Source organism: Pseudomonas sp. GW822-FHT07A10, assembly GCF_058798795.1.
Map to the genome: position 1 here is coordinate 128618 of NZ_JBXAKV010000002.1, position 26349 is coordinate 154966.

Consider the following 26349-nt stretch of genomic DNA (forward strand, 5'->3'; position numbering starts at 1 on the left):
TTTTGCTTTAAGCGTCGCCCTTGATTTCCTGATAGCGCTTTTCCAGTTCCTGACGAATCTGCCGACGCTGCTGGGCTTGCATGTATCGACGCTTGTCTTCGCTGTTCTGCGGTTGCAGTGGCGGGACGGAGGCCGGTTTACGCTGGTCATCCACCGCGACCATGGTGAAGAAGCAGCTGTTGGTGTGGCGCACCGAGCGCTCGCGAATGTTCTCGGTCACGACCTTGATGCCCACTTCCATCGAGGTATTACCGGTGTAGTTGACCGAGGCCAGAAAGGTCACCAGCTCACCGACATGAATCGGCTCGCGGAAGATCACCTGATCCACTGACAAGGTCACTACGTAACGGCCGGCATACCGGCTGGCGCAAGCGTAGGCCACTTCATCGAGGTATTTGAGCAGGGTGCCGCCGTGGACATTGCCTGAGAAGTTGGCCATGTCGGGGGTCATCAATACCGTCATCGACAGCTGGGCGTTTCCGGGTTCCATAACGTACTCACGGGTTCAAGGCAGGGTTTGGGGGTTACACCTCTGTGGGTGCTTGTCGGTGTTTTTCAAACCAACAGTTATCGGGACGCCGGGCGGGGAGGCGCCGTCACGCCCGAAGCGATCTGTTTCCATATATTGCACCGTCTTTGCGCCGGAAGTCGTGGTGTTACCCTTCAAAAGCCCACCCCCGAAGGAGCCACACACCATGCATGCCATCAGTTTCATTCAGGATCTGGCAGTGATCATGTTGATCGCGGGTGTGGTGACCGTGCTCTTTCATCGTCTCAAACAACCGGTGGTGCTCGGCTACATTGTCGCCGGTTTCATTATCGGCCCGCACACGCCGCCCTTCGGCCTGATCCACGACGAAGAAACCATCAAGACCCTCGCCGAGCTCGGGGTGATTTTCCTGATGTTCTGCCTGGGGCTGGAGTTCAGCCTGCGCAAGCTGTTCAAGGTCGGCGCCACGGCGTTTATCGCAGCCTTCCTGGAAATCGTCCTGATGATCTGGATCGGCTACGAAATCGGCCGCTGGTTCGACTGGAATACCATGGACTCGCTGTTCCTCGGCGCGATCCTGGCGATTTCCTCGACCACCATCATCGTCAAGGCGCTCAATGACCTGAAGATGAAGAACGAGCGTTTTGCGCAGTTGATCTTTGGCGTACTGATCGTCGAGGACATCCTCGGTATCGGCATCATCGCCTTGCTGTCGAGCATCGCCGTCAGCGGTACGGTCAGTTCCGGCGAAGTCTTTTCCACCGTCGGCAAGCTTTCCCTGTTCATGATTGTCGCACTGGTCATCGGCATTCTGCTGGTGCCGCGACTACTGGCCTATGTGGCGAAATTCGAAAGCAATGAGATGTTGCTGATTACCGTGCTGGGCCTGTGTTTCGGCTTCTGCTTGCTGGTGGTCAAGCTTGAATACAGCATGGTTCTCGGCGCGTTCCTGATCGGTGCGATCATGGCCGAATCTCGCCAGCTGCTGAAAATCGAGCAGTTGATCGAGCCGGTTCGCGACCTGTTCAGTGCGATCTTCTTCGTCGCCATCGGCCTGATGCTCGACCCGATGATCCTGCTGCAATACGCCTGGCCGATTGCGGTGATCACTGTGGCGGTAGTGCTGGGCAAGATGCTGTCCTGCGGCCTCGGCGCGTTTATCGCCGGCAATGACGGACGCACCTCACTGCGCGTGGGGATGGGGCTTTCACAGATTGGCGAATTCTCTTTCATCATCGCCGCGCTGGGCATGACGCTGCAGGTCACCAGCAGCTTTCTCTATCCGGTGGCTGTGGCCGTCTCGGTGATCACCACGCTGTTGACGCCCTATCTGATCCGCGCGGCCGATCCGCTGTCGATCAAGCTTGCTGCCGTGATGCCGCAGCGCCTGGCTCGTGTGCTGGGGATGTATGGCGAATGGCTGCGCAGCATCCAGCCTCAGGGCGAGGGCGCGCTGTTGGCGTCGATGATTCGGCGGATTCTGTTGCAGGTGGGGGTCAATCTGGCGCTGGTGGTTGCGATCTTTTTATCGGGCGCCTTCTTCGCCGAGCGCATGTCCGTTTACCTGCAAGACTGGATCAGCGACCCGAGCTGGCAAAAAGCGTTGATCTGGGGCGGGGCGTTGCTGTTGTCGCTGCCGTTCCTGATCGCCGCCTATCGCAAGCTCAAGGCGCTGTCGATGCTGCTGGCAGAAATGGGGGTGAAGCCGGAGATGGCCGGCCGCCACACGCAGCGAGTGCGTCGGGTGATCGCCGAAGTGATCCCGATCCTCTCGCTGTTGGTGATTTTCCTGCTGCTGGCAGCCTTGTCAGCCAGTATTCTGCCGACCAACAAGTTGCTGGTGCTGATTGTCGTGGTCGCGGCCGCGGTGGCGGCGCTGCTCTGGCGCTGGTTCATCCGCGTACATACGCGGATGCAGGTGGCCTTGCTGGAAACCCTGGACAACCACAAGGATTCGTCAAGCCACTGACAAGTCGTGCAGGGGTAAATCAGCTTTCCAGCCAGACGTCCCGTGCCCAGTGCCAGACCGATTCCCAGGTTTCTTCGGCGAGTAACTCTTCTTCGGCCAGCCACAACACCACGGTGCCGTCTTCTTCGACGCAGTAGTAGTTGTCACCGTCCTGGCAAATCGGGATCAGGCTGCGATCAACACCAGCGTCCCAGGCGTTGGCGGCAACGTCCGGCAGGTAGGTGTGGGATTGCGGGTCGGTGACGGTCACCGGCTCCAGGCTGCCGTAGACTACATCGCTGACGGTCAGCAGGAATTCTCTGAATACGAAGGGAATGTCGATGAACAGTTGTTCTTCGATTTCTACCAGCAGATCTTCGTCGGGCAACTCCAAGGGGACCGGTACCGGTTCGTTGGCTTCACGCAGTTGTTCGATGATTTCTTCCACGTCCGGGATCCTCTTGCTTGATGGCGCGGTTTAGTTGGGGCGGTTTATACAGTAGCTCGCTATAGATGCAACCGTGAAATAGAAAACCCCGGCAGAGCCGGGGTTTTCATTACAGCATGCGAAAGCGCGGAGTTATCAGCCGTTCTGGCGGATACCTGCTACCAGCCAAGGCTGGTTTTCGCCCTGTGGACGTTCCATGTTCCAGCTTTCGCTGAACACTTCGCCCTGGTCGAAACGCGAGGTCTTCGACACGCCGCTGAAGGTCAGGGTGGCGATGGTCTTGTCCGCACGGTCATCAACGCCGTCCAGTTGTACCTGGAGGTTGTCGATGTAGGTCGACTGGAAGCCGTCGCCCAGGTCGGCACGTTCGCGCTTGAGGAACTCCAGCAGTTGCGGGGTTACGAACTCGGCGATCTTGTCCATTTCGTTGGCGTCCCAGTGCTGTTGCAGGGACTGGAAATGGTTGCGTGCGGCTTCGACGAAGCGCTCTTCGTTGAACCAGGCCGGAGCATTGATCACTGGGCGTGCGGCAGGTGCAGCCGAACCGCCGAAGATCGAACCCATGGCAGGCTTCTGCTCGAACACTTCACGTTGCATCGGCGCGCCGGCCGGAGCCAGGTGCTCCTGCTGCTTGCGACGACGAGCGGCAATGAAGCGGAAGACCAGGAAGGCGATGACCGCCATGATCAGGATGTCGAAGAACTGCATGCCCTGGAAACCGCCGCCCATGAACATGGAAGCCAGCAGGCCACCGGCCGCGATACCGGCCAGAGGGCCGAGCCAACGCGAAGCACCGCCGGCCTTGGCGGCAGCGCCAGCGGCACCGGCCGCGCCGGCAGTGGCGGCTGCACCGCCCACGCCAGGAGAAGAAGGAGCCATTTGGCTGGTCTGGTGAGCCGGCGCAGCGCCGACACTCTTGCCGCCACCAAAGCGCTTGGCGTTGGCGTCCAGGCTCATCGTCAGGCCGATGCACAACGCCATGGCGATGCTAAGAAAACGTTTCATAAAGGGAATTCCCATTTGTGGATGGCACGCGCGCCATGTTGCACAGCTGAAGTGTCACTGGCTAGCGGCAGAGTGTTTCGGGCTTTTGCCTGACAGGTTCTGTTCAGCTTCAGTCTGCGCAATAAGGCCTGTTAACGTTCGTCAGTAGGACGAGTGGATAGCTTCTGTAGGAAGGATGCTTAGCGCCGCAGCGCCAGCATGACGACACCGGCCGTAATCAGGCCGATTCCGCCCCATTGGCGCAGGTCGAGTTTTTCGCCCAGCAGGATTACGCCGAGCACCGCCACCAGCACCACGCTGAGTTTGTCCACCGGAGCGACCAACGAGGCCGGCCCCAGTTTCAGCGCGCGGAAGTAACAGATCCACGAGGCACCAGTGGCCAGTCCCGACAGCAGCAGGAACAGGTAGCTCCTGGCCGAGATCGATCCTAATGACTGATATTGGCCCGTGGCGTACAAAATCAAGGCCAGGCTGACCAAAACCACCACCGTGCGCAGCAGCGTGGCGAAGTCCGAGTTGACGTTTTCGATGCCGATTTTGGCGAAGATCGCGGTCATGGCGGCAAACGCCGCCGACATCAGGGCCCAGAATGTCCAGGAAGAAAAGAAACCCGAGCCCATGCTTTCGCGCCTTTCATAAGATCAATCTGAAACAAAGAACCTTGTGGGAGCGAACAGGCTCGCCCCCACATTAAATCACTGGCAGGTTTTAGATCGCTTCCAGCTTGGCGTAACCGAGCATCAGCCACTTGCTGCCTTCGCTGAAGTTCACCTGCACCCGCGCCTGAGCACCGGCGCCTTCGAAATTCAGGATCACACCGTCGCCGAACACCGAATGCCGCACAGTCTGGCCGAGGCTGAACCCGGTGTCCGGGATCTCGCTGCCGCCGAACAGGCTGCTGGAACTCTGCTGCTGGCCACCGCCGAACGGACGGCTGACGCTGTTGGACAGTCGCACTTCCTGGATCAGGCCTTTGGGCACTTCACGGACGAAACGCGACACCTTGTTGTAGGTCTCGCTGCCGTACAAGCGTCGGGTTTCAGCATAAGTCAGCACAAGGTTCTGCATCGCCCGGGTGATACCGACGTAGGCCAGACGCCGCTCTTCTTCAAGGCGGCCGGGTTCTTCCAGGCTCATCTTGTGCGGGAACAGGCCTTCTTCCATGCCCACCAGGAACACGTAAGGGAATTCCAGGCCCTTGGCGCTGTGCAGGGTCATTAGCTGAATGCTGTCTTCGTGCTCGTCGGCCTGGGTATCCCCGGCCTCCAGCGAGGCGTGGCCGAGGAATGCCGCCAGTGGCGATTGCTCTTCGTCCTCTTCCGGGTTTTCGAAGTTGCGCGCGGCGCTGACCAGTTCCTCAAGGTTTTCTACCCGGGCCTGGCCTTTCTCGCCTTTTTCCGCCTGGTGGTAGGCGATCAGCCCCGACTGCTCGATGACGGTCTGGGTCATCAGGTGCAACGGCATTTCCATGCACTTGGCGGCGAGGTTCTCGATCAGCTCCATAAACGCCCCAAGAGCACCGGCAGCGCGCCCGGTCAGGCCCTTGTTGGCCACCAGCTGACGCATGGCTTCCCACATCGACACGTCGCTGTGGCGCGCATGATCGCGAATCGCTTCGACGGTTTTTTCGCCGATGCCACGGGCCGGAACGTTGATCACCCGCTCCAGGGCCGCATCGTTGCCACGGCCTTCCAACAAACGCAGGTAAGCCATGGCGTTCTTGATTTCTGCCCGTTCAAAGAAGCGCTGACCGCCATAAATGCGGTACGGGATGCGCTCGCGCAGCAAGGCTTCTTCCAAAACGCGCGATTGGGCGTTAGAGCGGTACAGAATCGCGATATCACTGCGAGCCAAGCCGGTTTTCAGCGCGCTTTCAATGGTTTCAACCACGTAGCGTGCTTCATCGTGTTCGTTGAACGCGGCGTACAGATTGATTGCTTCGCCTTCGCCACCATCGGTCCACAGCTCTTTGCCCATGCGCCCGGTATTGTTGGCGATCAGGGCGTTGGCGGCCTTGAGGATCCCGGCGGTGGAGCGGTAGTTCTGCTCCAGACGAATGATCTCGGCATCCGGGAAGTCGTCGGAATACTGATAGATGTTCTCGATTTTCGCGCCGCGCCAGCCATAGATCGACTGATCGTCGTCGCCGACCACCATCAGGCTGTCGCCACCCTTGGCCAGCAGACGCAGCCAGGCGTACTGCACGGCGTTGGTGTCCTGGAACTCGTCCACCAGAATGTGCCGGAAGCGTTTCTGATAATGGGCGAGCAGGCCCGGGTGGTCGCGCCACAGATCGAGGGCGCGCAGCAGCAGTTCGGAGAAGTCGATGACGCCGGCGCGCAGGCACGCAGCCTCGTAGGCTTCATAAATGCTGCGCATGGTCGCCAGGAACAGATCGCCGCTGGCTTGAATATGTTGTGGACGCAGACCTTCGTCTTTCTGCCCGTTGATGAACCACTGGGCCTGCCGGGCCGGCCAGCGTTGCTCGTCCAGGCCCAGCTCGCGGATCACCCGCTTGACCAGCCGTTGCTGGTCGTCGCTGTCGAGAATCTGGAAGGTCTGGCTCAGGCCCGCCTCTTGCCAGTGCGCCCGCAATAAGCGGTGCGCCAGGCCGTGGAAGGTGCCGACCCACATGCCGGCCGGGTTGATACCCATCAGCTGCTCGATGCGATGACGCATCTCGGCAGCGGCCTTGTTGGTGAAGGTCACCGACAGAATGGAGTGGGGCGAGGCGTTTTCGACCTGGATCAACCAGGCGATACGGTGCACCAGCACTCGGGTTTTACCAGAGCCAGCACCGGCCAGGACCAACTGACGACCCACGGAGGCAGCTACGGCCTGGCGTTGGGCATCGTTGAGGGAGTTCAGCAGAAGGGAGAGATCATCGCGCATCGGGGCATTCTAGGGTGCGCCGTCACACCGGGCAAACCGAGCTTTGCATTAGCCGATGAAAGAAGCATCGACGATGACCGGTTGGTCACTGGCTGCAAGCAGGGACGGGGCTCGCCTGGCGGCTTTTGCGCCGGATGCGGGCGACTAAAACTTTTGTCTATTTTATGACCTGAGGCAGTTTGGTCCGGGCATTTGCTTGTGTATGCTCCGTCCACAATTCGGGCTCGCATGCTCAACTATAAGAACAAGAACATCGCCTATGACCCTCAGCTCCGACCTGTCGGGCCCCTCCGTGGAGCCTCGGGCTATCCGCAAACAGTACGCCATGGAGATGGCGGTCGAACGCACGCGTCTGCTGTACCAGGGCTCGCTCTTGCCGACGCTTTTCATGCTGATCAACGGTCTGGTCTGCGCCGGGTTGCTCTGGAGCCCGCAGCGTTACTTCGTGGTCAGCGTCTGGCTGATCTGGTTGCTGTCGCTGGTGGCGTTGCGAGTGATTCAGGTCGCGGCCTTCGATTCGGCGATTCCCCACCGTCAGGCCCATCCGATCTGGCGTCGCATGTTTCTGCTCGGTTCGGCGATGACCGGCCTGACCCTGGCCGGTGCCGGCATCGCGCTGGTGCCCGCTGACAATTTCATCCAGCAAGCGTGGGTGTTCGGCCTGATCGGCGCCGCGGCCCTCTCGGCCAGCGTCGCTTATGCGGTCAGCCTGCCAGCATTTCTATCCTTTACCTTGCCCTGTCTGTTGCCCGCCATCGGCTATCTGTTCTGGGGCGGCGATGAACAGGAGCAGGGCTGGGGCTGGTTCGGGCTGATTCTGCTGGGCTCGTTGAGCGTGGTCGCCTGGCAGGTCAATCGGTTGATCGATCAGGGTTTGTTGCGGCGTTTTCAAAATCAGGCGCTGATCGAGCACTTGCAGCAGGCGCAAAGTCGCAGCGAGCAACTCAATCACGAACTGGCCAGGGAAATCGACCAGCGTCGTCGCGCCGAAGAAGAATTGCGCGAAACCCAGGTCGACCTTGAAAACCGGGTCGCCCAACGCAGTCTGGAACTGGACGCGGCCAACCAGGCCTTGAGCAAGAGCGAAGCGCGGCTGGCGCTGGCGTTGAAGGCGAGCGAGCTCGGTTTGTGGGACTGGAACCTGCAGACCGACGAAGTTCATCACACTCAGCTCCAGGAGTTGTTCGGGCTGGAGCCGGAATACGTGACGGCGATGCTCCGCCACCTCAAGCCGAGGCTGCATCCCGACGACTTGCCAGCGCTGAGGCGGGCGCTGGTCGAGCATTTGAAGGGCCGCACCGAGGATTATCAGATCGAGTACCGGGTGCGACATGGCGATGGCCATTGGGTCTGGATCGAGGACCGTGGTCGAGCGGTCGAGCGCAGTGAAAACGGCCGGGTGATCCGCATGGTCGGCACCCGCCGCGACATCAGCGCCAGCAAGCACCTGGAAGAACAGCGCCAACTGGCGGCGACGGTGTTCGAGGCGGCCAGCGAAGGCATCGTGATTTTCGACCCGAATTACGCACTGATCGCAGTCAATCAGGCTTTCAGTCGGGTGACTGGCTATGAAATCGGCGACATGCTCGGGCGCAACGTGGTCGATTTGCCTTGCAGCCGCGACGCCCGTCGGCATTACGCAGCGATTCGTCAGGCGCTGGAGCAGCACGGTAGTTGGCAGGGCGAGTTGGTCGAGACCCGCAAGAATGGCGAGTTGTATCCGCAGTGGCTGCAACTGAATGCCGTGCGCGATATGCGGGGAAATGTCAGTCATATTGTTGGCTTCTTCGCTGATCTGTCCGCTCGGCGTGAATCCGAAGAGCGTATGCGCTACCTCACCCATTACGACGAGCTCACGGGGCTGGCCAACCGTTCGTTGTTCCGTGAACGACTGAGCGAGGCTCATCAGCGGGTGCGCCAAGGCGGTCGACGCAGCCTGGCGTTGCTGCACATCAATCTGGATCGCTTCAAGCTGCTCAACGACAGCCTCGGTCACGAAATCGCCGATCAGCTGTTACAGAAAATGGCCCGGCGGTTGGTCAATGCGTTGCCGGAAGCAGACACCATCGCCCGGTTGTCAGGCGATGAATTTGCGGTGCTGTTCGACGCCTACGGCAACCTGTCGAGCCTGGCGCGCGTGGCGACCCGATTGTCGACCAAGCTGCGTTTGCCGATCACCGTCGAGGGGCATGAACTGGTGATGAGCGCGTCCATGGGCATCAGTCTGTTGCCGGACACCGCGCGGGAGATTTCCGCGCTGGTCAGCCAGTCGAACATGGCCATGCAGCATGCCAAACACTTGGGCGGCAACAACTTCCAGTTCTATACCGACAGCCTGCAGGCCAGCACGCTCGAGCGTTTGCAGCTTGAGAACCAATTGCGCAAAGCCATCGAAGAAAAGCAGTTGAAGGTGTTTTATCAACCGAAACTCTGCCTCGCCACCGGTCGGCTGAATGCTGCCGAGGCGTTGGTGCGCTGGGATCACCCGACCCTGGGTCGAGTGCCGCCGGGGGATTTCATTGGTCTGGCCGAGGAAACCGGACTGATCAACGCTATCGGCGAGTTCGTATTGCGTCAGGCCTGCTGGCAAGCCTGCGAATGGCAGCGTCAGGGGCTTGAGCCGATTCGGGTGTCGGTCAATCTGTCGGTGCATCAGCTGCGTCAGGGGAAACTGGTCAGCCTGGTGCGTCAGGTGCTGGAGGAAACCGGTCTGGCGCCGCACTATCTGGAGCTGGAACTTACTGAAAGCCAGTTGCTGGACAGCGTCGAGCACATCATCGCGACCTTCCAGCAATTGCGCGATCTGGGGGTGAAGCTGGCGATCGACGATTTTGGTACCGGGTATTCGTCTCTGAGCTACCTCAAACGTATTCCTGTGGATTACGTGAAGATCGATCAGGCATTTATCCGTGGGCTGGGGGAGAGCAGTGAAGATGCGGCGATCACCCGGGCGATTATTGCCATGGCCCATGGTCTGTCGTTGAAAGTGGTGGCTGAAGGCGTCGAACGGCCGGAGCAGCTGGAGTTTTTGAAGGTCGAGCATTGCGATGAAGTGCAGGGTTATTGGATCAGCCGTCCGGTTGAGGCTGCTGACCTGGCTGAGCTGTTGCGCGCGGACGAAAAAACCTCGTAGGTGCTACATGGAGCATATGTCGCGTGATATGGGGACATAGAGTTACGCATTGAGCAGGCAAAAAGCCGATTCATGTAGTATAACTACAAGCGTGCTACATCCCCGGCAACTGCCAATAACAAAGAGTCCAGCCCCTTGAATCTGCTGCAACACATCGCCCAGTCACGCCACCTGTTACGCAAGTCGGAGCTCAAGGTCGCCGACCACGTGCTGCTTGATCCTGCGGCGGTGATGCACAGTTCCATGGCCGACCTGGCCCACAGCGTAGGCATCAGCGAGCCGACCATCGTGCGGTTTTGCCGCGCCATCGGTTGCTCCGGGTTCCAGGATTTGAAACTGAAGCTGGCGCAGAGCCTGGCGGCCGGCGCGAGCTTCGGGCAATTCGCGATCCATGAAGACGATTCGGTTGCCGACTACAGCCTGAAAATCTTCGACACCACCCTGCACACCTTGATGGAAGTTCGCGAGAAACTTGACCCGGTAGCGTTGCAGAAAGCCGTGACCGCGATGTCCCAGGCCCAGCGTGTCGAGTTCTACGGCTTCGGCGCCTCCGGTGCGGTGGCGGCGGATGCCCAGCACAAGTTCTTCCGTTTGTTGCTGACTGCGGCGGCGTATTCCGACCCGCACATGCAGGCGATGTCGGCGGTGACGTTGAAACCGACCGACGTGGCGATCTGCATTTCCCAGTCCGGTCGCTCAAAAGACCTGTTGATCACCGCCAACCTGGTGCGCGAAAGCGGCGCCACGCTGATCACCCTGTGCCCGAGCCAGACACCGTTGGCCGAGCTGTCGACCGTCAACCTGGCGATCGACGTGCACGAAGACACTGAAATCTACACGCCGCTGACGTCGCGCATCGCCCACCTGGTAGTGATCGATGTGTTGGCGATGGGCGTGGCCATGGCTCGTGGGCCGAGCCTGGTCAATCACTTGAAAAGCGTCAAGCGCAGCCTTCGCAGCTTGCGATTGTCGCCAAAGTCAGTAAAAGCGCTGGACGATTGATTCTGGCTGGAATTGTGGCGAGGGAGCTTGCTCCCGCTCGGCTGCGCAGCAGTCGCAAAATCTTAGGGCCGCTTTGCGAACCAGCGGGAGCAAGCTCTCTCGCCACAGGTTCGCGGTCAGCCAGTGAGTTTCATCGTTCTGTAACCCTCCCGCCGCCAAACCGTCATCCCTCGCGCCTATCTTGAAACTCCCGTACTCGCCTTGGGAGACTCGAAATGGCCCAGCCCTACGAAGAACGCAACAGCGCTGTCAAAACCCGTCGTCAGCAAGAAGACCAGCGCCGCATGGAATTTCGCCGCGCCATCGAAGATCGCTGCGAGCGCCGCCAGCTTCTGGCCGAAATCGGCGAATTTCCCGACGACCTCGAACTCAACTACTGGCAGGCAGCACCGGTAACTTCCCGTCGAAACGCTCAACCAGTGCGCTGATTTGCGCCCGTTCGCTGCGGATAAACGCAAGGAATGCGTGGGCCACCGGCGATAGCCGTTTGGCCTTGGCCTGCACCAGGCACCAGCTACGCAGCAGCGGCAGCTCCTCGACCGGTAGCTCAATCAGGGCGCCGGTCGCCAATTCAAGGTTCAGGGCGTGGCGCGTCAGCAGCGCCAGGCCCAGACCCGCCAGCACGCATTCACGCTGAGCTTCCGCCGACGCGACCTCCTGGGTCTGGGTGAAGTGCACGCGCTTCTCTTTGAAATACTCCTCGCAGGCCAGCCGCGTGCCGGAACCGGGTTCGCGCAACAGCAGCGTGTAGGGCTCCAGATCCTGCAAGCGCAGCGGCCCCATATGGCACAGCGGATGATCCGGCGGCGCCACGGCTACAATCGGGTTATTGAGGAACGGCAGGAATTCCAGCCCCATGTCCTGGGGGACCATCGACATGATCACCAGATCGTCACGGTTATCCGACAGGCGCCGGATGACCTGGCCACGGTTGACCACCGTCAGGTGCAGGTTCACTTCCGGGTGCTGGCGCTTGAACGCGGCAAACAGGTGCGGCACGAAATACTTGGCGCTGGACTCCACCGCCAGTTTCAGCTGACCTTGCAATGAGCCTTGCATGTCCGACAGCTGCATATCGAGGTTTTCCAGGCGGCCGAAAATGTCCCGGCTGGCGCGCTGCAGCGCTTCGGCCGCCTCGGTCATGTAGAGCTTTTTGCCGACGTAATCGAACAAGGGCTGACCGATCAGCTCTTCGAGTTGACGAATCTGTAGGCTCACGGCAGGTTGTGTGAGAGACATTTCGTCGGCAGCGCGGCTGTAGGACCTTAAATCGCACACCTCATTGAAGATCTGCAATTGACGCAATGTCATACGCATCAATGACTTACGCATTTTCTATAAATCCTGAGCGAAGGCCGATGACTCAACTATAAGTCTTTGCTTATGCCTGACCCAATTATTATTCATTTTTGTTAATCCCTTACGAGAGCTAGTGTGGAGCTGCGACTGAATTGAAACATTTGGTCACGCGTCGACCTGTCTAATCGGGTCGTGGGTGCCACCGGCTCAAGGGAACCTCCAAGTGATAAAAAAGATCCTGATTGCCAACCGTGGTGAGATTGCCGTACGAATCGTGCGCGCCTGCGCCGAGATGGGCATTCGCTCGGTCGCGATCTATTCCGACGCCGACCGTCATGCTTTGCATGTGAAGCGTGCGGACGAGGCCCACAGCATCGGTGCCGAGCCACTGGCCGGCTACCTGAACCCGCGCAAGCTGGTGAACCTGGCGGTGGAAACCGGTTGCGATGCGTTGCACCCCGGCTACGGCTTCCTTTCGGAAAATGCCGAGTTGGCGGACATCTGCGCCGAACGCGGAATCAAATTCATCGGCCCGTCGGCGGAAGTCATTCGCCGCATGGGCGACAAGACCGAAGCGCGCCGCAGCATGATCAAGGCGGGCGTGCCGGTCACACCGGGCACCGAAGGCAACGTGTCGGGCATCGAAGAAGCCCTGACCGAAGGCGACCGCATCGGTTACCCGGTGATGCTCAAGGCTACCTCCGGTGGTGGCGGCCGCGGCATTCGTCGTTGCAACAGTCGCGAAGAACTCGAACAGGCCTTTCCTCGGGTGATTTCCGAAGCCACCAAGGCTTTCGGTTCGGCGGAAGTGTTCCTGGAAAAATGCATCGTAAACCCGAAACACATCGAAGCGCAGATCCTCGGCGACAGCTTCGGCAACGTGGTGCACCTGTTCGAGCGTGACTGCTCGATCCAGCGTCGCAACCAGAAGCTGATCGAGATCGCTCCGAGCCCGCAACTGACCCCGGAACAGCGCGCCTACATTGGCGACCTGTCGGTGCGTGCAGCCAAGGCCGTGGGTTACGAGAACGCCGGCACCGTGGAGTTCCTGCTCGCCGAGGGCGAGGTGTACTTCATGGAGATGAACACCCGGGTGCAGGTGGAACACACCATCACTGAAGAAATCACCGGCATCGACATCGTTCGCGAGCAGATCCGCATCGCATCCGGTTTGCCGCTCTCGGTGAAACAGGAAGACATCCTGCACCGTGGTTTCGCGCTGCAGTTCCGGATCAACGCCGAAGACCCGAAAAACAACTTCCTGCCGAGCTTCGGCAAGATCACCCGTTACTACGCGCCCGGCGGTCCCGGCGTGCGCACCGACACAGCGATCTATACCGGCTACACCATTCCGCCGTTCTACGATTCGATGTGCCTGAAACTGGTGGTCTGGGCGTTGACCTGGGAAGAGGCGATGGACCGTGGCTTGCGAGCCCTCGACGACATGCGCGTGCAAGGGGTCAAGACCACTGCCGCGTACTACCAGGAAATCCTGCGTAACCCGGAATTCCGTAGCGGCCAGTTCAACACCAGCTTCGTTGAAAGCCATCCTGAACTGACCAACTACTCGATCAAGCGCAAACCCGAAGAGCTGGCCCTGGCCATCGCCGCCGCCATCGCCGCCCACGCAGGCCTGTGAGGAATATGACAATGTCCAAGAAGATCCATGTAACTGACACAATCCTGCGCGACGCCCACCAATCGCTGCTCGCCACCCGCATGCGCACCGAAGACATGCTGCCGATCTGCGACAAGCTCGACAAAGTCGGCTACTGGTCGCTGGAAGTCTGGGGCGGCGCGACCTTCGACGCCTGCGTACGCTTCCTGAAAGAAGACCCGTGGGAGCGTCTGCGCCAACTGCGCGCCGCGTTGCCTAACACGCGTCTGCAAATGCTCCTGCGTGGCCAGAACTTGCTGGGCTACCGCCATTACAGCGACGACGTGGTCAAAGCCTTCGTCGCCAAGGCCGCGGTCAACGGCATCGACGTGTTCCGCATCTTCGACGCCATGAACGATGTGCGTAACCTGCGCGTGGCCATTGAAGCGGTGAAGGCTGCTGGCAAACACGCCCAGGGCACCATCGCCTACACCACCAGCCCGGTGCACACCATCGAGGCTTTCGTGGCGCAAGCCAAGCAAATGGAAGCCATGGGTTGCGACTCGGTGGCGATCAAGGACATGGCCGGTCTGTTGACCCCGTACGCCACTGGCGAACTGGTCAAGGCACTGAAAGCCGAGCAGTCGCTGCCGGTGTTCATCCATTCCCACGACACCGCCGGCCTGGCTGCGATGTGCCAACTCAAGGGCATCGAAAACGGCGCCGACCATATCGACACCGCGATCTCCAGCTTCGCCTGGGGCACCAGCCACCCGGGCACCGAGTCGATGGTCGCCGCCCTTAAAGGCAGCGAGTTCGACACCGGCCTGAACCTGGAACTGCTGCAAGAGATCGGCCTGTACTTCTACGCCGTGCGCAAGAAGTACCACCAGTTCGAAAGCGAATTCACCGCCGTCGACACTCGCGTGCAAGTCAACCAGGTTCCGGGCGGGATGATTTCCAACCTGGCCAACCAGTTGAAAGAGCAGGGCGCCCTGAACCGCATGAGCGAAGTGCTGGCGGAAATCCCGCGCGTTCGTGAAGACCTCGGCTTCCCTCCGCTGGTGACCCCGACCTCGCAGATCGTCGGCACCCAGGCGTTCTTCAACGTGCTGGCCGGCGAGCGCTACAAGACCATCACCAACGAAGTGAAGCTTTACCTGCAAGGCGGCTACGGCAAGGCGCCGGGCACTGTGAACGAAAAGCTGCGTCGTCAGGCCATCGGCAGCGAAGAGGTGATCGACGTGCGTCCGGCCGATCTGCTCAAGCCGGAAATGACCAAGCTGCGTGCCGAAATCGGCGCCGTGGCCAAGTCCGAAGAGGACGTGCTGACCTACGCCATGTTCCCGGACATCGGCCGCAAGTTCCTCGAAGAACGCGCAGCCGGCACCCTGACTCCAGAAGTGCTGCTGCCGATTCCTGAGGCGGGCGGTGTCGCCTCGGCCGGTGGCGAAGGCGTGCCGACCGAGTTCGTCATCGACGTCCACGGCGAAACCTACCGCGTCGACATCACTGGTGTGGGCGTCAAGGCCGAAGGCAAGCGTCACTTCTACCTGTCCATCGACGGTATGCCGGAAGAAGTGGTGTTCGAACCGCTCAACGAATTCGTCAGCGGCGGCAGCAGCAAGCGCAAGCAAGCGTCGGCACCGGGCCATGTCAGCACCACCATGCCGGGCAATATCGTCGACGTGCTGGTCAAGGAAGGCGACACCGTGAAAGCCGGCCAGGCCGTGCTGATCACCGAGGCGATGAAGATGGAAACCGAAGTCCAGTCGGCCATCGCCGGTAAAGTTACCGCCATCCACGTGGCCAAGGGCGACCGGGTGAACCCGGGCGAGATCCTGATCGAGATCGAAGGCTGAGTTAACAGCCTCGATATACCGCTTTAAACCTCGGGGGGGCATGTGCTCCCCTTTTTTTTCGCCCGGAGTTTGGGCCTTCGCTCCCACAAGGAACTGCGCTGAATCAGTGAGGACGAGGCGAGTTCGTCAGAACGCCATCCGCCACTGTCCCGTCACGCCATGGTTGCGGCTATCACTGGCGATCTCGCCAGTGAGGCCAACACCCAATGTATGGTTTGCCGAAACCCCAAGATCCAGTCCCGCGTCGACCAGCAGGCTGTTGCGATCCAGCGCAGCGCCTTTGACGGTGTAAGTCCTGCCGCCGGTTGCCAGTCGTTGATGAGTCCTGCTGTCGACATCACCGTAGGTGTGTTTCCAGCCGGCGCCGAATCGCGGCGTCAGTTGCATGCCGTTATCCAGTGTATTGAGCTGTGCGAGGCGCAGACCGAAGGTGCTGCTGAAATTGCCCTGCGTTTGCCCATGGACCTGTAATGCCGCCGCTCCACCTTTCTCGGTATAGCTGCCACGCTGGTAGCGCTGATAGCCGAGATTGGCAAAGGGCTCGGCGCGGAAATTACCGCTGCCGAGGTTGTAACCCAGCTCTGTAAAGGCTTGCTGAGTGTGGGCGTCGTAGCGGCCTTTCAGGCGATCGCTGAAACTGTTGAACGCCACTCGCCGTTTGGTGCTGCCATCGTGGTTGCCGTGACTTGCGCCCAGACGCAACGCCAACGGGCCGCTTTGGCGCAGGGCATAGGCGCCCAAGTGCCAACTGTCCAGATCTCCGTCCAGATGATTTCCGTCCAGGCGTGTCTGCGATTTTGCGCCGATGACGCCCACACGCCATTGCTCATCGAGCGCCCAATCCGCACCCAGCACCAGACCTTCCGTGGAATGTTGCAGCGCGCTGCTGGCATGGTCGCGATCGAGTGTGCCGCCGTTGCCCAGTGCTTGTAGCCAGACCCTGCCAGTGGCTTTGCTGCCCGCCGCCAAACTCGGCGTTCTGTGCTGCCCGTTGAAGTCGGTATTGTCCGTCTGGCGCATGGCCGAGAGCAGGCTGCTGTTCACCGAATTGGCGCTACTCAAGGTTGCATTGGCCAGGTTGGCATTGCTGCCACCGGCCAATTGTTCGATCGCCAGGGTGGCGGTGGCTTTGTTGGAACCGAGCAGGGCGGCGATGGCGGCGTTGGTTGTGGTAGATGACTTCGTAGCGATGACAGTCGGATGGGGAGTGGGCGATAACGCTACTTCGATGGCCTCATTTTTTGCGGCAAGAGGTGGAGTCAGTGCGCTGATGGAGGATTCGGAGGTGGCGGTTGGAGTCACGGTGGCGATCGTGTTGTTCGTCGTGTCAGACGGCATCTGAGCAGAGGGGGACTCTATTGGTTCTTCGATGCTGTTAGCCAACTCGCGTCCATTGTCGCTGCTCGCGAGGCTCTCGATAGTCACCTTGTTCCGCGCATAAGTCAGGCCAACAGATTTTTCGTTGTACTGAATGGCAGGGGTCATGAAAGCCAGGTTGTTGAGAACTTTGCCGAACTCACCTTCGACGTAGCTGGCGTTCATAACGGTGTACTGGTTGCTCAACGCATAGTCGCCCGGCACGGCGACAATATTCAGCGTGGCGTTGCCAAGGTTGGCGGTGCCATCGACCTGAATGGTTTCGCTGCGGCCATCGGTATTTATCTCATAGGCCAGTTCGCCAGTGTCGTGCAGCTCAAGGTTACCGCTTACCCGCGGTGCACCGTGCATCGCATTGACTTCAAGCCGACCTGCTACCAACAAGTGGCCAACTTGCCCATTGCCGCGAAAGGTCGCTTTTTTATCAACTGAAACTTGGCCGACAATGTGCCCGCGATTAGTTAGCGCAGCTTTTTCCTTCACTATGGCGCCTTCGGAGAAGTCACTTGTCCCTGTCAGCGTCCACTCACCTCGATTGACGTGCAGGTAGTTAAAATTCCGGCTCTCCCCAAGTTCGCCGCCGCTCACGATATCGAGTTGCAGAGCGTTGGTGCCGCCGCCTCCATCAACGATCCCGTCGAAACGGCCGCGTCGGCTGACGGTAATCAGATCATTGGCATCGCTCAGTTTCAATGCGATGCCATCAGGACCTTTTTCTGTTTTGGTTACCGGTGTTTTAACCGTGTCTGAACCGTTGATGAATGCCTCGAACAGTGTCATTTGATTGGCGAGTGACGGCAGGATGACAGTTGGCTGTTGAGCATGCGCGGAACCTGCATGGGCAAGGGTGAGGGAAATCGTCAGAGCCATGCATTGCGGTCGAAAAGTGTGTCTGCTGGACATTGGGTTCAGCCTCTTTTGAAGGGAGGCCAAACTCTAAAAGTCGATCCGGTTTCAGGATGCCGGGCGTTTCCCGGCGCATCGAAAGGCTTAGAGACGTCGGTTGTAGCCGAAGCAATGGTGGTCTTCGACGACGTCCGTTTTCACCCGACCATTTGATGTTTTTCCTTACAGCAATCCCGGACGCTTCCATTGGCGAAAACTTAGAAACTCATCTACCAATGCCCGATCAATCCATGATTACGGCTGTTGTTGCCGATCACGCCGCCGTGGCCAACACCGAGGGGGCCCAAGGCAAGCTTGAAATTGGCGAGGCTGTTCGCTGCTAACTACGACTTAAATACGCCTTCCCGTAATGCCGTTCCATCCGCGCCTGAATCAGCTCCAGCCCAATCGACATCAGCCAATAAATAATCGCCGCCGTCGTCAGCATTTCGATATAGCGATAGCTCGAGCGCCCGTACGATTGCGCCAGGAACATCACTTCCCAAACCCCCATCACCGAGATCAGTGATGAGTCCTTGAGCATGGAGATGAACTGGTTGGTGGTGGGCGGGATGATGGTGCGCATGGCTTGGGGCAGGGTGACGCGCCAGAAAATCACGGTTTCGCGCATGCCCAGGGCCAGCGATGCTTCGCGTTGGCCGTGGGGAACGCCGAGGATGCCGGCGCGGAAGATTTCGCTCAGGTAGGCGCCATAGTTCAGCGACAGGGCGATGATGCCGGCGGCGATGGCGCCCGGCACGACGCCCAATTGCGGCAAGCCGAGGTAGATCAGCAATATCTGGATCAGCAGCGGCGTGCCGCGAAAGAACGAGGCATAGAAACTTGCGATGCCGAACGCCACGGCGCTTTTCGACAGTCGAGCCAGGGCCGTGATGAAGCCCAGCAGCGACGAAGCCACAATCGAGCACAGGCACAAGAACAGCGTCAGTGCCGCGCCTTGCAGAAAGCCGTTGGGCGCCAGGTGCAGGCCGATCAGGTTCGGCAGTTTGTCGAGGATGATCGAGAACTTCAGGTCGAAGCTCAGGAAGAAACTGGCGAACAAGCCGAACATCGCCGCCCAGGTCAGGTACAGCCGGGTACGGAAGCCGAAGACCCGTTGCAGTAATGACTCAGCCACCGGTTGCGGCGGCTGAGGAGGTTTGGGGAAGGAAGTCATTTGCTGATGTCGGCGCCGATCCATTTTTGCGACAGCTTGCTCAAGGTGCCGTCCTGTTTCAACTGAGCGAACACATCACGCACTTTGGCGTCCCACTGGGCATCGCCTTTTTCGATGGCCACCGAGTTCGGCTCCGAGTACAGCGGCTGGCCGGCGAGCTTGAAGCGCTTGTCTTCGTTCAGGCGCGGTTGCGCGGTGACGAGGTTGGTGAGGATCGCGTCCAGACGCACGCCAGCGCCCAGGCCCAGATCCTGGAACGCGACGTTGTCGGTGTCATACGGGGCGATCTGCACGTTCTCGAACGGGTACTGCAATTGAGTGTCTTCGGCGCCTTCGATCACCAGGTTTTTGTTCAGGTAGCTTTCATAGCTGGAGGCGCTGGTGAGACCGACTTTCTTGCCGCTCAGGTCTTTGGCGCTGTGGATGCTATCGTCCTTGGCATTGACCACGATCACGGCAGGGGAGGCGTAGTACTCGACCGGGAAGTCGAAGACTTCGGCGCGGGCCTTGCTCGGGGTCATGGAGCAGATGCAGATGTCGTAACGCCCGCTCCAGCGGCCGGCGGCGATCACATCCCAGGACGGCGTTTCCAGACGCAGCTTGACGCCCAGCTTGTCCGCCACGGCCTTGGCCACCTCAACGTCGAAGCCGTCGAGCTGGTTTTGATCGTTGAGGAACGAGAAGGGTGGGTAGCTTTCCATCAACACACCGACCAGTTCTTTCTTTTGTTCGATGCGATCCAGGGTGGCGCCCGCAAAGGCTTGGGTGGAGGCAGCCAGAATCGTCAGGCCCAGGGCCAGCAGCGGTTGAAGTTTCACAGTTGATCCCTGAAAAAAGAGGTTGTTATTAACCGTATGGTGCGCATTAAATAGTTATAAGAACGACTCTGATAGTGAGTTATTTTCATAAGCTTATGAGTGAAAAGCATATGGGCGCAGACAGCACGGTAATTCTGGATGGCGGCATGGGTCGTGAACTGCAACGCCGAGGGGCGCCGTTCCGGCAACCCGAGTGGTCGGCACTGGCCTTGAGCGAGGCGCCACAAGCCGTAGAGGCGGTGCACGCGGCCTATATCGAAAGCGGTGCCAACGTGATCACCAGCAACAGTTACGCGGTGGTGCCGTTCCACATTGGCGAAGAACGTTTCGCCGCTGAAGGCCAGGCCCTTGCGGCGTTGGCCGGCGAGCTGGCTCGGCGTGCAGTCGATGCTTCGGGCCAATCGGTGCGTGTGGCCGGTTCATTGCCGCCGTTGTTCGGCTCCTACCGCCCGGACTTGTTCGACGCTGCCCGGGTGACTGAACTGCTGACCCCTCTGGTCAATGGCCTGGCGCCTCATGTCGACCTGTGGCTGGCCGAAACCCAGAGCTCGATCGTCGAAGCACGGGCGATCCATGCCGGGCTGCCGAAGGACGGCAAACCGTTGTGGCTATCGTTTACTTTGAAGGATGAAGACACCGACGAAGTGCCGCGTTTGCGCTCCGGTGAGCCAGTGGCTGAGGCCGCCGCAGTGGCGGCTGAGTTGGGTGTCGAGACGTTGCTGTTCAACTGCAGCCAGCCGGAAGTGATCGGTGCGGCGATTGATGCGGCGCGGGAAACCTTCGAGCGCCTGGGGGTGAAGATTCACATCGGCGCTTACGCCAATGCTTTCCCGCCTCAACCGAAAGAAGCCACGGCCAACGACGGTTTGGACCCGTTGCGTGATGATCTCGACCCGCCGGGTTATCTGCAGTGGGCGGCCGATTGGCGCAAGCGCGGGGCCAGCCATTTGGGCGGGTGCTGCGGGATCGGGCCAGAGCATATTGCGGTACTCGCCCAGACATTAGCGTGATGCCATTCGCGGGCAAGCCTCGCTCCAGGTTCGTGTGATCCGTAGGAGCGAGGCTTGCCCGCGAAGTTGTCCGTACGGGCGTCGAAGATTACCCGCGACACTCCGTCAACGTTTGCACTTGCCCCGATTCCGTCTGGTTTTCATCGCTCAACCACCGCTCGAACCCCGCCTGAATCGTCGGCCATTCCGAGTCCAGAATCGAATACCACGCCGTGTCACGGTTCTGACCCTTGACCACCATGTGCTGGCGGAACACCCCCTCAAAACTGAACCCCAACCGCTCTGCTGCGTACTTGGAGCGAGCGTTGCCGTTGTTGCACTTCCATTCCAGGCGCCGGTAGCCCAACGCAAAGGCTTCCCTGGCCAGCAGGTAAACCGCCTCGGTACTTTTGGGCGAGCGCTGCATCGGTGCGCCGAAGGTCACATGGCCGATCTCGATGCGACCCTGGGCAGGAACAATCGACATCAGGCTGAGCAGACCCTGCACCTCGCCGCTGACACGGTCGATCACACTGAAGAAATACGGATCGCTGTTGGCCGCATGATTGTTCAGCCAGTCATTGAACGCACTGCGCTCCGGGAAAGGACCGTAGGGCAGATAGTCCCAGAGTTTCGGGTCCGAGCCTGGGCCTTCCAGGGCTTTCCACAAACCATCGGCGTGACGCGCCGGGTCGAGTTTTTCCAGGCGAATGAAACGCCCTTCGATCAGTTGGGCCGAGGGCGCCGGGACGCCTTTCCAGTCTGCGAGTGAAGTCGACATGGTGTTCTCCTTGAACCTTAAAGGGCTTTGCGAAACTGGATGAAACCGGGGCGTTCGGCGATGCGCTCATAGAGCTGGATCGCGGTGGCGTTGGTTTCGTGGGTCAGCCAGTGGACCTTGCAGCAACCGTCGGCCTTGGCTGTGCTGTAGACGAATTCGATCAGTTGCCGACCGACGCCGGTGCCACGAGTTTCGGGTGCCACCAGCAAGTCTTGCAGGTAACAGGAGTTTTCGATGCTCCAGTTCGAGCGGTGATAGATGAAATGCACCATGCCCACCGCTTTGCCGTCGACCCAGGCCAGCGCCCCGTGGGTCGGTTCGCTCGGGTCGAGCAGGCGCTGCCAGGTGCTTTGAGTGACCGCCTCGGGCAGCTCGGTGTTGTAGAAGCGCAAGTAGGCTTGCCACAACGGCAGCCAGGCAGCGTGATCGTCGGTGGTGACCTGGCGGATGTCGATCTGACTCATGTTCATTCCTTAACGCGTCAAAGTGGCAGGTACATGGAAAATTCCTTGGCGAATGCCTTCATCCTAGGCAGGCTAATGGTCTGTTGTAAGAGCCATTAATGACCAATTTCATAGGTCCATTGTCATGTCGAATACGCCGCTTCCCTCGTCGTTCAACCCGGCGGGTATCGAACTCGACCGCCGCCAGGGCCTGAGTCGACAGCTCTATCAAGCGCTGCGGGTACGCGTGCTCGACGGACGATTGGCCAGCGGCACACGACTGCCGGCCAGTCGCGATCTGGCTACGGCGTTATCGATTTCCCGCAACAGCGTGGTTCGTGCCTACGATCAGCTTTACGCTGAAGGCTTCATCGAGGGGCGTGTGGGTGACGGGACTTACGTGGCGCAATTGCCTCAGGCGGCGTTGCCGGCGAAAAAATTATCCACAAAAGTATCCACAGGGTTTTCAACAGGGTTACCCACAGCCTTATCCACAAATTGGCTGGATTTACCTGTTGTTCCATCCAGTAAAGTTATCCACAGCGGTGCTTTGGGGCGCGTTGAAAAGAATCATTTGGCTGCACCGCCCGGTGGCCCGCCGCGCGCATTCAGGGTCGGCGTGCCGGCGTTCGATCTGTTCCCTTTCGAGGTTTGGGCCAAGCTGAATGCGGCTTTCTGGCGTAAACCGGATTTACAGCAGTTGTGTTATGGCGACCCGGCAGGCGATGAACGCTTGCGCGGATTGATTGCTGCCTACTTGCGCAGCTCGAGAGGGATGCAGTGCGCCGCTGAGCAAATTGTGATCACCAGTGGCGCGCAGCAGGGGATCAGCCTTTGTGCACAGTTGCTGGTGGAGCCTGGCGATGGGGTGGGGATTGAAAATCCGGGTTATCGCGCTGCCGGCCATGCCTTTGCGGTAGCCGGTGCACGGTTGCACGGTGTGCCGGTGGATGAGGAGGGGATCGACTGCAGCGCCTTGGCGCAGTTGAGCGATTGCCGGCTGGCTTACGTTACGCCTTCCCATCAATACCCGACCGGTGTGGTCATGAGTCTGGCCCGGCGTCTGGAACTGCTCGCCTGGGCCGAGGGCAACCAGGGCTGGATCATCGAGGACGACTACGATGGCGAGTACCGTTACAGCGGCGCGCCACTGGCGCCGCTGGCGGCACTCGATCGCCATGGGCGGGTGCTGTATGTCGGCACCTTCGGCAAGGTCGCTTTTCCGGCGCTGCGCCTGGGTTATCTGGTGCTGCCGCCGGGCCTGGTGGACGCATTCGCGCAGCGTCGGGCGGTGGATGTGCGGCATTCCGAAGTGAGCACTCAAGCGGTGATGGCCGAGTTCATGGCCGCCGGGCATTTCCAGCGGCACATTCGCCGGATGCGGCGTGCCGCCCTCAGCCGTCGCAATTGTTTGCTGGGTGGCTGGCCGGCGGGGATGACCGGAGTGGGTAGCCTGCCCACCGTCTCCGCCGGGCTGCACATGACGGTTTCGGTGGACAGCCTGGCCCGCGAACGGCAACTGATCGAACAAGCGGAAAGCGTAGGCGTGGAGATCAATGGCTTGAGCAACTATTGGCTACCGGACTCCAGGACTCCAGTCGATCAGCGCGCCGGTCTGGTATTGGGTTTTGCGGCGGTGCCAGAGCCAGAGATAGAGTCGGCGCTGGCACGGTTGCGGCAGGTCTGGCGGGATTGAACGATGGCCTCCCGGTTTTTAAATGAACCGCTGATCTATGAAAAACACTGAGGCAGCGAGTGTGCGACTGATCTCGCCGCGATAAATGGCGATGAGTTCCTGATTGCTGCCACCGCGCAGATCAAAGCCCCCCCTATTAGCCGTTGACCAAAAAAGACCCGCGATGGCGCGGGTCTTTGATTCACCGGGTGTTTCAGGTCCCGGATTTGATCTTGGTCCAGGCCCGGGTCCGCGCCCGTTCAGCATCGCGAGGCAAGGGTTGCAGGGTGTAAAGCGTGCTCATCGCCGCTTCGGTCGGGTACAGGTTCGGGTTGTTGCGAATCGCCGGGTCGACCATTTCCGTGGCGTCCTTGTTCGGGTTCGGGTAGCCGACGAAGTCGCTGACCGGTGCGATGACCTGGGGTTGCAGCAGGTAGTTGATGAAGGTGTAGGCGTCTTCCGGGTTTTTCGCGCCTTTGGGGATCGCGAGCATGTCGAACCAGATCGGCGCGCCTTCCTTGGGCAGGCGCATGTCGACGATCACACCGTTCTTGGCTTCCTTGGCGCGGTTGGCGGCCTGGGAGAAGCTGCCGGAATACCCGACTGCGACGCAGATGTCACCGTTGGCGATGTCGGCCATGTACTTGGATGAATGGAAGTAGGTGATGTATGGCCGGATCTTCATCAGCAACGCTTCAGCCTTGGCGTAGTCCGCCGGCTTCTTGCTGTTGGGGTCCAGGCCGAGGTGTTGCAGGGCCAGCGGCAGGATCTCCGAAGGTGAGTCGAGCAGGGCCACGCCGCACTGCTTGAGCTTGCTGATGTTCTCTTCCTTGAAGATCAGGTCCCAGCTGTTCACCGGTGCGTTGTCGCCCAGCGCAGCCTTGACCTTGGCCGGGTTGAAGCCAATCAGGATGGTGCCGTACATGTACGGCACGGCAAATTTGTTACCCGGGTCGTTGGCTTCGATCAGCTTCATCAGCTTGGGGTCGAGGTGGTTCCAGTTCGGCAGTTTGCTGCGGTCCACTGGCTGGAATACGCCGGCTTCGATCTGCTTGGCGAGGAACACGTTGGACGGCACCACCACGTCGTAGCCAGAGTTGCCGGTCAGTAGCTTGGCTTCCAGCGCTTCGTTGGTGTCGAAGATGTCGTAGACCAGTTTGGTCTGGGTGTTCTGAGCCTTGAAATCGTCCAGGGCTTTGGGGGTGATGTAGTCGAACCAGTTGTAGACCCGCAAAGTACGTTCTTCAGCATGGACGGCGCCACTGAGCAGTGTGGCGCAGAGCGCTGGAGCGATAAGACGCTTGAGTCTGTTCATTCTTCTAATTCCTCATTGGGCGCTTTCAAAACCTTCGAGAACGTTCACGGCGTTGATGCCGATTTCTTCTACCGCGTAACCGCCTTCCATCACGAACAGCGTCGGCTTGCCAAGGCCCGCGATGCGGGTACCCATCGCCAGGTAATCCGGGCTGTCGAGTTTGAATTGGGAGATGGGGTCGTCCTTGAACGTATCGACGCCCAGGGACACGACAACGATGTCGGCGCCGTACGTTTCGATCTCTTTGCAGGCTTGTTCCAGCGCGGCGCTCCAACGGTCCCAAGCACTGCCGGCGGGCAACGGGTAGTTGAAGTTGAACCCTTCGCCTGCGCCTTCACCGCGTTCGTCTTCGTAGCCGAGGAAGAACGGAAACTCGGCTTCTGGATGACCGTGGATCGAGGTGAACAGTACGTCGTTGCGTGCGTAGAAAATCGATTGAGTGCCGTTGCCGTGGTGGTAATCGACATCGAGGATCGCGACCTTTTTGTGGCCCTGATCGAGGAACGCTTGAGCGGCGATGGCAGCATTGTTGAGGTAGCAATAGCCGCCCATCAAATCGCTGGCGGCATGGTGTCCCGGTGGACGGCACAGGGCGAAGGCACTGCGGGCGCCGCGCTGGATCGCCGCTTGGGCCGTGAGGGCAACTTGCGCCGCGCTGTACGCTGCTTGCCAGGTGCCGGCGGTAATCGGTGCGCCGCCGTCGAAGCTGTAATAGCCGAGCTGGCCGTGCAGGCTGGTGGGCATGATTCGGCGCAAGGTGCGGGCCGGCCAGGTGTAGGGCAGCAAGTCGCCGTCGGTATTGAATGCAGTCCAGCGCGCCCAGGCGCCTTTGAAGAAGTCGAGGTAATCGCGGCTGTGGATGCGCGCGATCGGATCAAGGCCAAAGTCTTTCGGCACTTCAACCGGGCCGAGGTTCTGGTCCTTGACCCGTTGCAATACGTGATCGGCCCGTGAAGGCATTTCGAAGCAGGGCATCAATTGCCCGTCCATCAATTCACAACGGCCGTGATGCAGGTGGTGATCGTCCGAGTAGATCGTCAGCATTGTTGTTCTCCGCAGGCTGATTCGGTTTGAACACAGTCTTGCGGCAGGCGACGTTTGGGAGAACGGCAGGAAAGGCCAAAAGGGGATCTATGTGGCCAAAACATTTGACCGAAATTCGCCCCCCCTGTGGCGAGGGAGCTTGCTCCCGCTCGGCTGCGCAGCAGTCGTT

At 59.8% G+C, this 26349-nt stretch carries 21 protein-coding genes; 8 read left to right on the forward strand and 13 right to left on the reverse strand.

The window, feature by feature from the left end; translation table 11 throughout:
- Window positions 1–7: 7 nt before the first annotated feature.
- A complete protein-coding gene (locus tag AC1RL4_RS04065) occupies window positions 8–490 on the reverse strand; it encodes an acyl-CoA thioesterase (RefSeq protein WP_007934430.1) in 483 nt (160 codons plus the stop codon).
- A gap of 205 nt (window positions 491–695) precedes the next feature.
- Between AC1RL4_RS04065 and AC1RL4_RS04070 the strand changes: the two genes are divergently transcribed.
- Entirely contained in the window at window positions 696–2459 is a 1764-nt protein-coding gene (locus tag AC1RL4_RS04070; protein ID WP_019580376.1) for a cation:proton antiporter, read from the forward strand.
- A gap of 19 nt (window positions 2460–2478) precedes the next feature.
- Here AC1RL4_RS04070 and AC1RL4_RS04075 read toward each other — a convergent pair whose 3' ends face one another.
- The 4 genes from AC1RL4_RS04075 to uvrD form a co-directional block, all read right to left on the reverse strand.
- Window positions 2479–2886: an SMI1/KNR4 family protein gene (locus tag AC1RL4_RS04075; protein WP_007934432.1), complete on the reverse strand. Its 408-nt coding sequence runs from the start codon at window positions 2884–2886 to the stop codon at window positions 2479–2481.
- 135 nt (window positions 2887–3021) lie between these two features.
- A complete protein-coding gene (locus AC1RL4_RS04080) occupies window positions 3022–3891 on the reverse strand; it encodes a Tim44 domain-containing protein (RefSeq protein WP_230174611.1) in 870 nt (289 codons plus the stop codon).
- Window positions 3892–4070: 179 nt separating this feature from the next.
- The gene (locus AC1RL4_RS04085; protein ID WP_007934436.1) at window positions 4071–4511 is read right to left on the reverse strand and encodes an EamA family transporter; all 441 of its coding nucleotides are present in this window, start codon (window positions 4509–4511) and stop codon (window positions 4071–4073) included.
- 88 nt (window positions 4512–4599) lie between these two features.
- Window positions 4600–6783: a DNA helicase II gene (gene uvrD, locus AC1RL4_RS04090; RefSeq protein WP_007934438.1), complete on the reverse strand. Its 2184-nt coding sequence runs from the start codon at window positions 6781–6783 to the stop codon at window positions 4600–4602.
- Window positions 6784–7042: 259 nt separating this feature from the next.
- On the opposite strand from uvrD, the gene AC1RL4_RS04095 reads away from it, so the two are divergent.
- From AC1RL4_RS04095 to AC1RL4_RS04105, 3 genes are all read left to right on the forward strand, one after another.
- Window positions 7043–9916, forward strand: a complete 2874-nt coding sequence (locus AC1RL4_RS04095; protein ID WP_230174609.1) for an EAL domain-containing protein — start codon at window positions 7043–7045, stop codon at window positions 9914–9916.
- 135 nt (window positions 9917–10051) lie between these two features.
- The gene (gene hexR, locus AC1RL4_RS04100; RefSeq protein WP_017850032.1) at window positions 10052–10918 is read left to right on the forward strand and encodes a transcriptional regulator HexR; all 867 of its coding nucleotides are present in this window, start codon (window positions 10052–10054) and stop codon (window positions 10916–10918) included.
- Window positions 10919–11133: 215 nt separating this feature from the next.
- Window positions 11134–11346 carry a PA3496 family putative envelope integrity protein gene (locus AC1RL4_RS04105; protein WP_019020903.1) on the forward strand — a complete coding sequence of 71 codons (213 nt, stop codon included), beginning with the start codon at window positions 11134–11136 and terminating at the stop codon, window positions 11344–11346.
- Here AC1RL4_RS04105 and AC1RL4_RS04110 read toward each other — a convergent pair.
- On the reverse strand, window positions 11288–12250 hold the full coding sequence (locus tag AC1RL4_RS04110) for a LysR family transcriptional regulator (protein ID WP_007934452.1): 963 nt from the start codon (window positions 12248–12250) through the stop codon (window positions 11288–11290). The two genes, AC1RL4_RS04105 and AC1RL4_RS04110, sit on opposite strands and share 59 nt — an antisense overlap.
- Before the next feature lie 190 nt (window positions 12251–12440).
- On the opposite strand from AC1RL4_RS04110, the gene AC1RL4_RS04115 reads away from it, so the two are divergent.
- The gene (locus AC1RL4_RS04115; RefSeq protein WP_019580379.1) at window positions 12441–13856 is read left to right on the forward strand and encodes an acetyl-CoA carboxylase biotin carboxylase subunit; all 1416 of its coding nucleotides are present in this window, start codon (window positions 12441–12443) and stop codon (window positions 13854–13856) included.
- A gap of 11 nt (window positions 13857–13867) precedes the next feature.
- The gene (oadA, locus tag AC1RL4_RS04120; protein ID WP_105342466.1) at window positions 13868–15676 is read left to right on the forward strand and encodes a sodium-extruding oxaloacetate decarboxylase subunit alpha; all 1809 of its coding nucleotides are present in this window, start codon (window positions 13868–13870) and stop codon (window positions 15674–15676) included.
- A 126-nt stretch (window positions 15677–15802) separates the two neighbouring features.
- Here the strand turns inward: oadA and AC1RL4_RS04125 are convergent, their stop codons facing one another.
- From AC1RL4_RS04125 to AC1RL4_RS04135, 3 genes are all read right to left on the reverse strand, one after another.
- The gene (locus tag AC1RL4_RS04125; RefSeq protein WP_230174607.1) at window positions 15803–17956 is read right to left on the reverse strand and encodes an autotransporter outer membrane beta-barrel domain-containing protein; all 2154 of its coding nucleotides are present in this window, start codon (window positions 17954–17956) and stop codon (window positions 15803–15805) included.
- Between the two features lie 322 nt (window positions 17957–18278).
- Window positions 18279–19115 carry an amino acid ABC transporter permease gene (locus AC1RL4_RS04130; RefSeq protein ID WP_230174604.1) on the reverse strand — a complete coding sequence of 279 codons (837 nt, stop codon included), beginning with the start codon at window positions 19113–19115 and terminating at the stop codon, window positions 18279–18281.
- Complete coding sequence (locus AC1RL4_RS04135) at window positions 19112–19933, reverse strand: ABC transporter substrate-binding protein (protein WP_018927375.1); 822 nt, start codon at window positions 19931–19933, stop codon at window positions 19112–19114. The genes AC1RL4_RS04130 and AC1RL4_RS04135 overlap by 4 nt, the downstream gene beginning before the upstream one ends.
- A gap of 110 nt (window positions 19934–20043) precedes the next feature.
- Between AC1RL4_RS04135 and AC1RL4_RS04140 the strand changes: the two genes are divergently transcribed.
- On the forward strand, window positions 20044–20943 hold the full coding sequence (locus AC1RL4_RS04140; RefSeq protein ID WP_019580385.1) for a homocysteine S-methyltransferase family protein: 900 nt from the start codon (window positions 20044–20046) through the stop codon (window positions 20941–20943).
- A gap of 88 nt (window positions 20944–21031) precedes the next feature.
- Here AC1RL4_RS04140 and AC1RL4_RS04145 read toward each other — a convergent pair whose 3' ends face one another.
- Together AC1RL4_RS04145 and AC1RL4_RS04150 are read right to left on the reverse strand one after the other, a co-directional pair.
- Window positions 21032–21703 carry a GNAT family N-acetyltransferase gene (locus AC1RL4_RS04145; protein ID WP_019580386.1) on the reverse strand — a complete coding sequence of 224 codons (672 nt, stop codon included), beginning with the start codon at window positions 21701–21703 and terminating at the stop codon, window positions 21032–21034.
- A gap of 17 nt (window positions 21704–21720) precedes the next feature.
- A complete protein-coding gene (locus tag AC1RL4_RS04150; RefSeq protein WP_019580387.1) occupies window positions 21721–22167 on the reverse strand; it encodes a GNAT family N-acetyltransferase in 447 nt (148 codons plus the stop codon).
- A gap of 124 nt (window positions 22168–22291) precedes the next feature.
- Here AC1RL4_RS04150 and pdxR point away from each other — a divergent pair, with 124 nt between their 5' ends.
- Window positions 22292–23842, forward strand: a complete 1551-nt coding sequence (pdxR, locus tag AC1RL4_RS04155) for a MocR-like pyridoxine biosynthesis transcription factor PdxR (protein WP_230174602.1) — start codon at window positions 22292–22294, stop codon at window positions 23840–23842.
- 193 nt (window positions 23843–24035) lie between these two features.
- Here pdxR and AC1RL4_RS04160 read toward each other — a convergent pair whose 3' ends face one another.
- Both AC1RL4_RS04160 and AC1RL4_RS04165 read right to left on the reverse strand, forming a co-directional pair.
- The gene (locus AC1RL4_RS04160) at window positions 24036–25136 is read right to left on the reverse strand and encodes a polyamine ABC transporter substrate-binding protein (RefSeq protein ID WP_019580389.1); all 1101 of its coding nucleotides are present in this window, start codon (window positions 25134–25136) and stop codon (window positions 24036–24038) included.
- A gap of 12 nt (window positions 25137–25148) precedes the next feature.
- Window positions 25149–26180: a histone deacetylase family protein gene (locus AC1RL4_RS04165; protein WP_230174600.1), complete on the reverse strand. Its 1032-nt coding sequence runs from the start codon at window positions 26178–26180 to the stop codon at window positions 25149–25151.
- Window positions 26181–26349 lie beyond the last annotated feature (169 nt).

Excerpts from the sequence above, each read along its gene's own strand:
- AC1RL4_RS04065 (WP_007934430.1), bottom strand. The coding sequence starts at position 490 with ATGGAACCCGGAAACGCCCAGCTGTCGATGACGGTATTGATGACCCCC.
- AC1RL4_RS04070 (WP_019580376.1), top strand. The coding sequence starts at position 696 with ATGCATGCCATCAGTTTCATTCAGGATCTGGCAGTGATCATGTTGATC.
- AC1RL4_RS04080 (WP_230174611.1), bottom strand. The coding sequence starts at position 3,891 with ATGAAACGTTTTCTTAGCATCGCCATGGCGTTGTGCATCGGCCTGACG.
- AC1RL4_RS04085 (WP_007934436.1), bottom strand. The coding sequence starts at position 4,511 with ATGGGCTCGGGTTTCTTTTCTTCCTGGACATTCTGGGCCCTGATGTCG.
- uvrD (WP_007934438.1), bottom strand. The coding sequence starts at position 6,783 with ATGCGCGATGATCTCTCCCTTCTGCTGAACTCCCTCAACGATGCCCAA.
- AC1RL4_RS04095 (WP_230174609.1), top strand. The coding sequence starts at position 7,043 with ATGACCCTCAGCTCCGACCTGTCGGGCCCCTCCGTGGAGCCTCGGGCT.
- AC1RL4_RS04105 (WP_019020903.1), top strand. The coding sequence starts at position 11,134 with ATGGCCCAGCCCTACGAAGAACGCAACAGCGCTGTCAAAACCCGTCGT.
- AC1RL4_RS04110 (WP_007934452.1), bottom strand. The coding sequence starts at position 12,250 with ATGCGTAAGTCATTGATGCGTATGACATTGCGTCAATTGCAGATCTTC.
- oadA (WP_105342466.1), top strand. The coding sequence starts at position 13,868 with ATGTCCAAGAAGATCCATGTAACTGACACAATCCTGCGCGACGCCCAC.
- AC1RL4_RS04125 (WP_230174607.1), bottom strand. The coding sequence starts at position 17,956 with ATGTCCAGCAGACACACTTTTCGACCGCAATGCATGGCTCTGACGATT.
- AC1RL4_RS04130 (WP_230174604.1), bottom strand. The coding sequence starts at position 19,115 with ATGACTTCCTTCCCCAAACCTCCTCAGCCGCCGCAACCGGTGGCTGAG.
- AC1RL4_RS04140 (WP_019580385.1), top strand. The coding sequence starts at position 20,044 with ATGGGCGCAGACAGCACGGTAATTCTGGATGGCGGCATGGGTCGTGAA.
- AC1RL4_RS04145 (WP_019580386.1), bottom strand. The coding sequence starts at position 21,703 with ATGTCGACTTCACTCGCAGACTGGAAAGGCGTCCCGGCGCCCTCGGCC.
- AC1RL4_RS04150 (WP_019580387.1), bottom strand. The coding sequence starts at position 22,167 with ATGAGTCAGATCGACATCCGCCAGGTCACCACCGACGATCACGCTGCC.
- pdxR (WP_230174602.1), top strand. The coding sequence starts at position 22,292 with ATGTCGAATACGCCGCTTCCCTCGTCGTTCAACCCGGCGGGTATCGAA.
- AC1RL4_RS04160 (WP_019580389.1), bottom strand. The coding sequence starts at position 25,136 with ATGAACAGACTCAAGCGTCTTATCGCTCCAGCGCTCTGCGCCACACTG.
- AC1RL4_RS04165 (WP_230174600.1), bottom strand. The coding sequence starts at position 26,180 with ATGCTGACGATCTACTCGGACGATCACCACCTGCATCACGGCCGTTGT.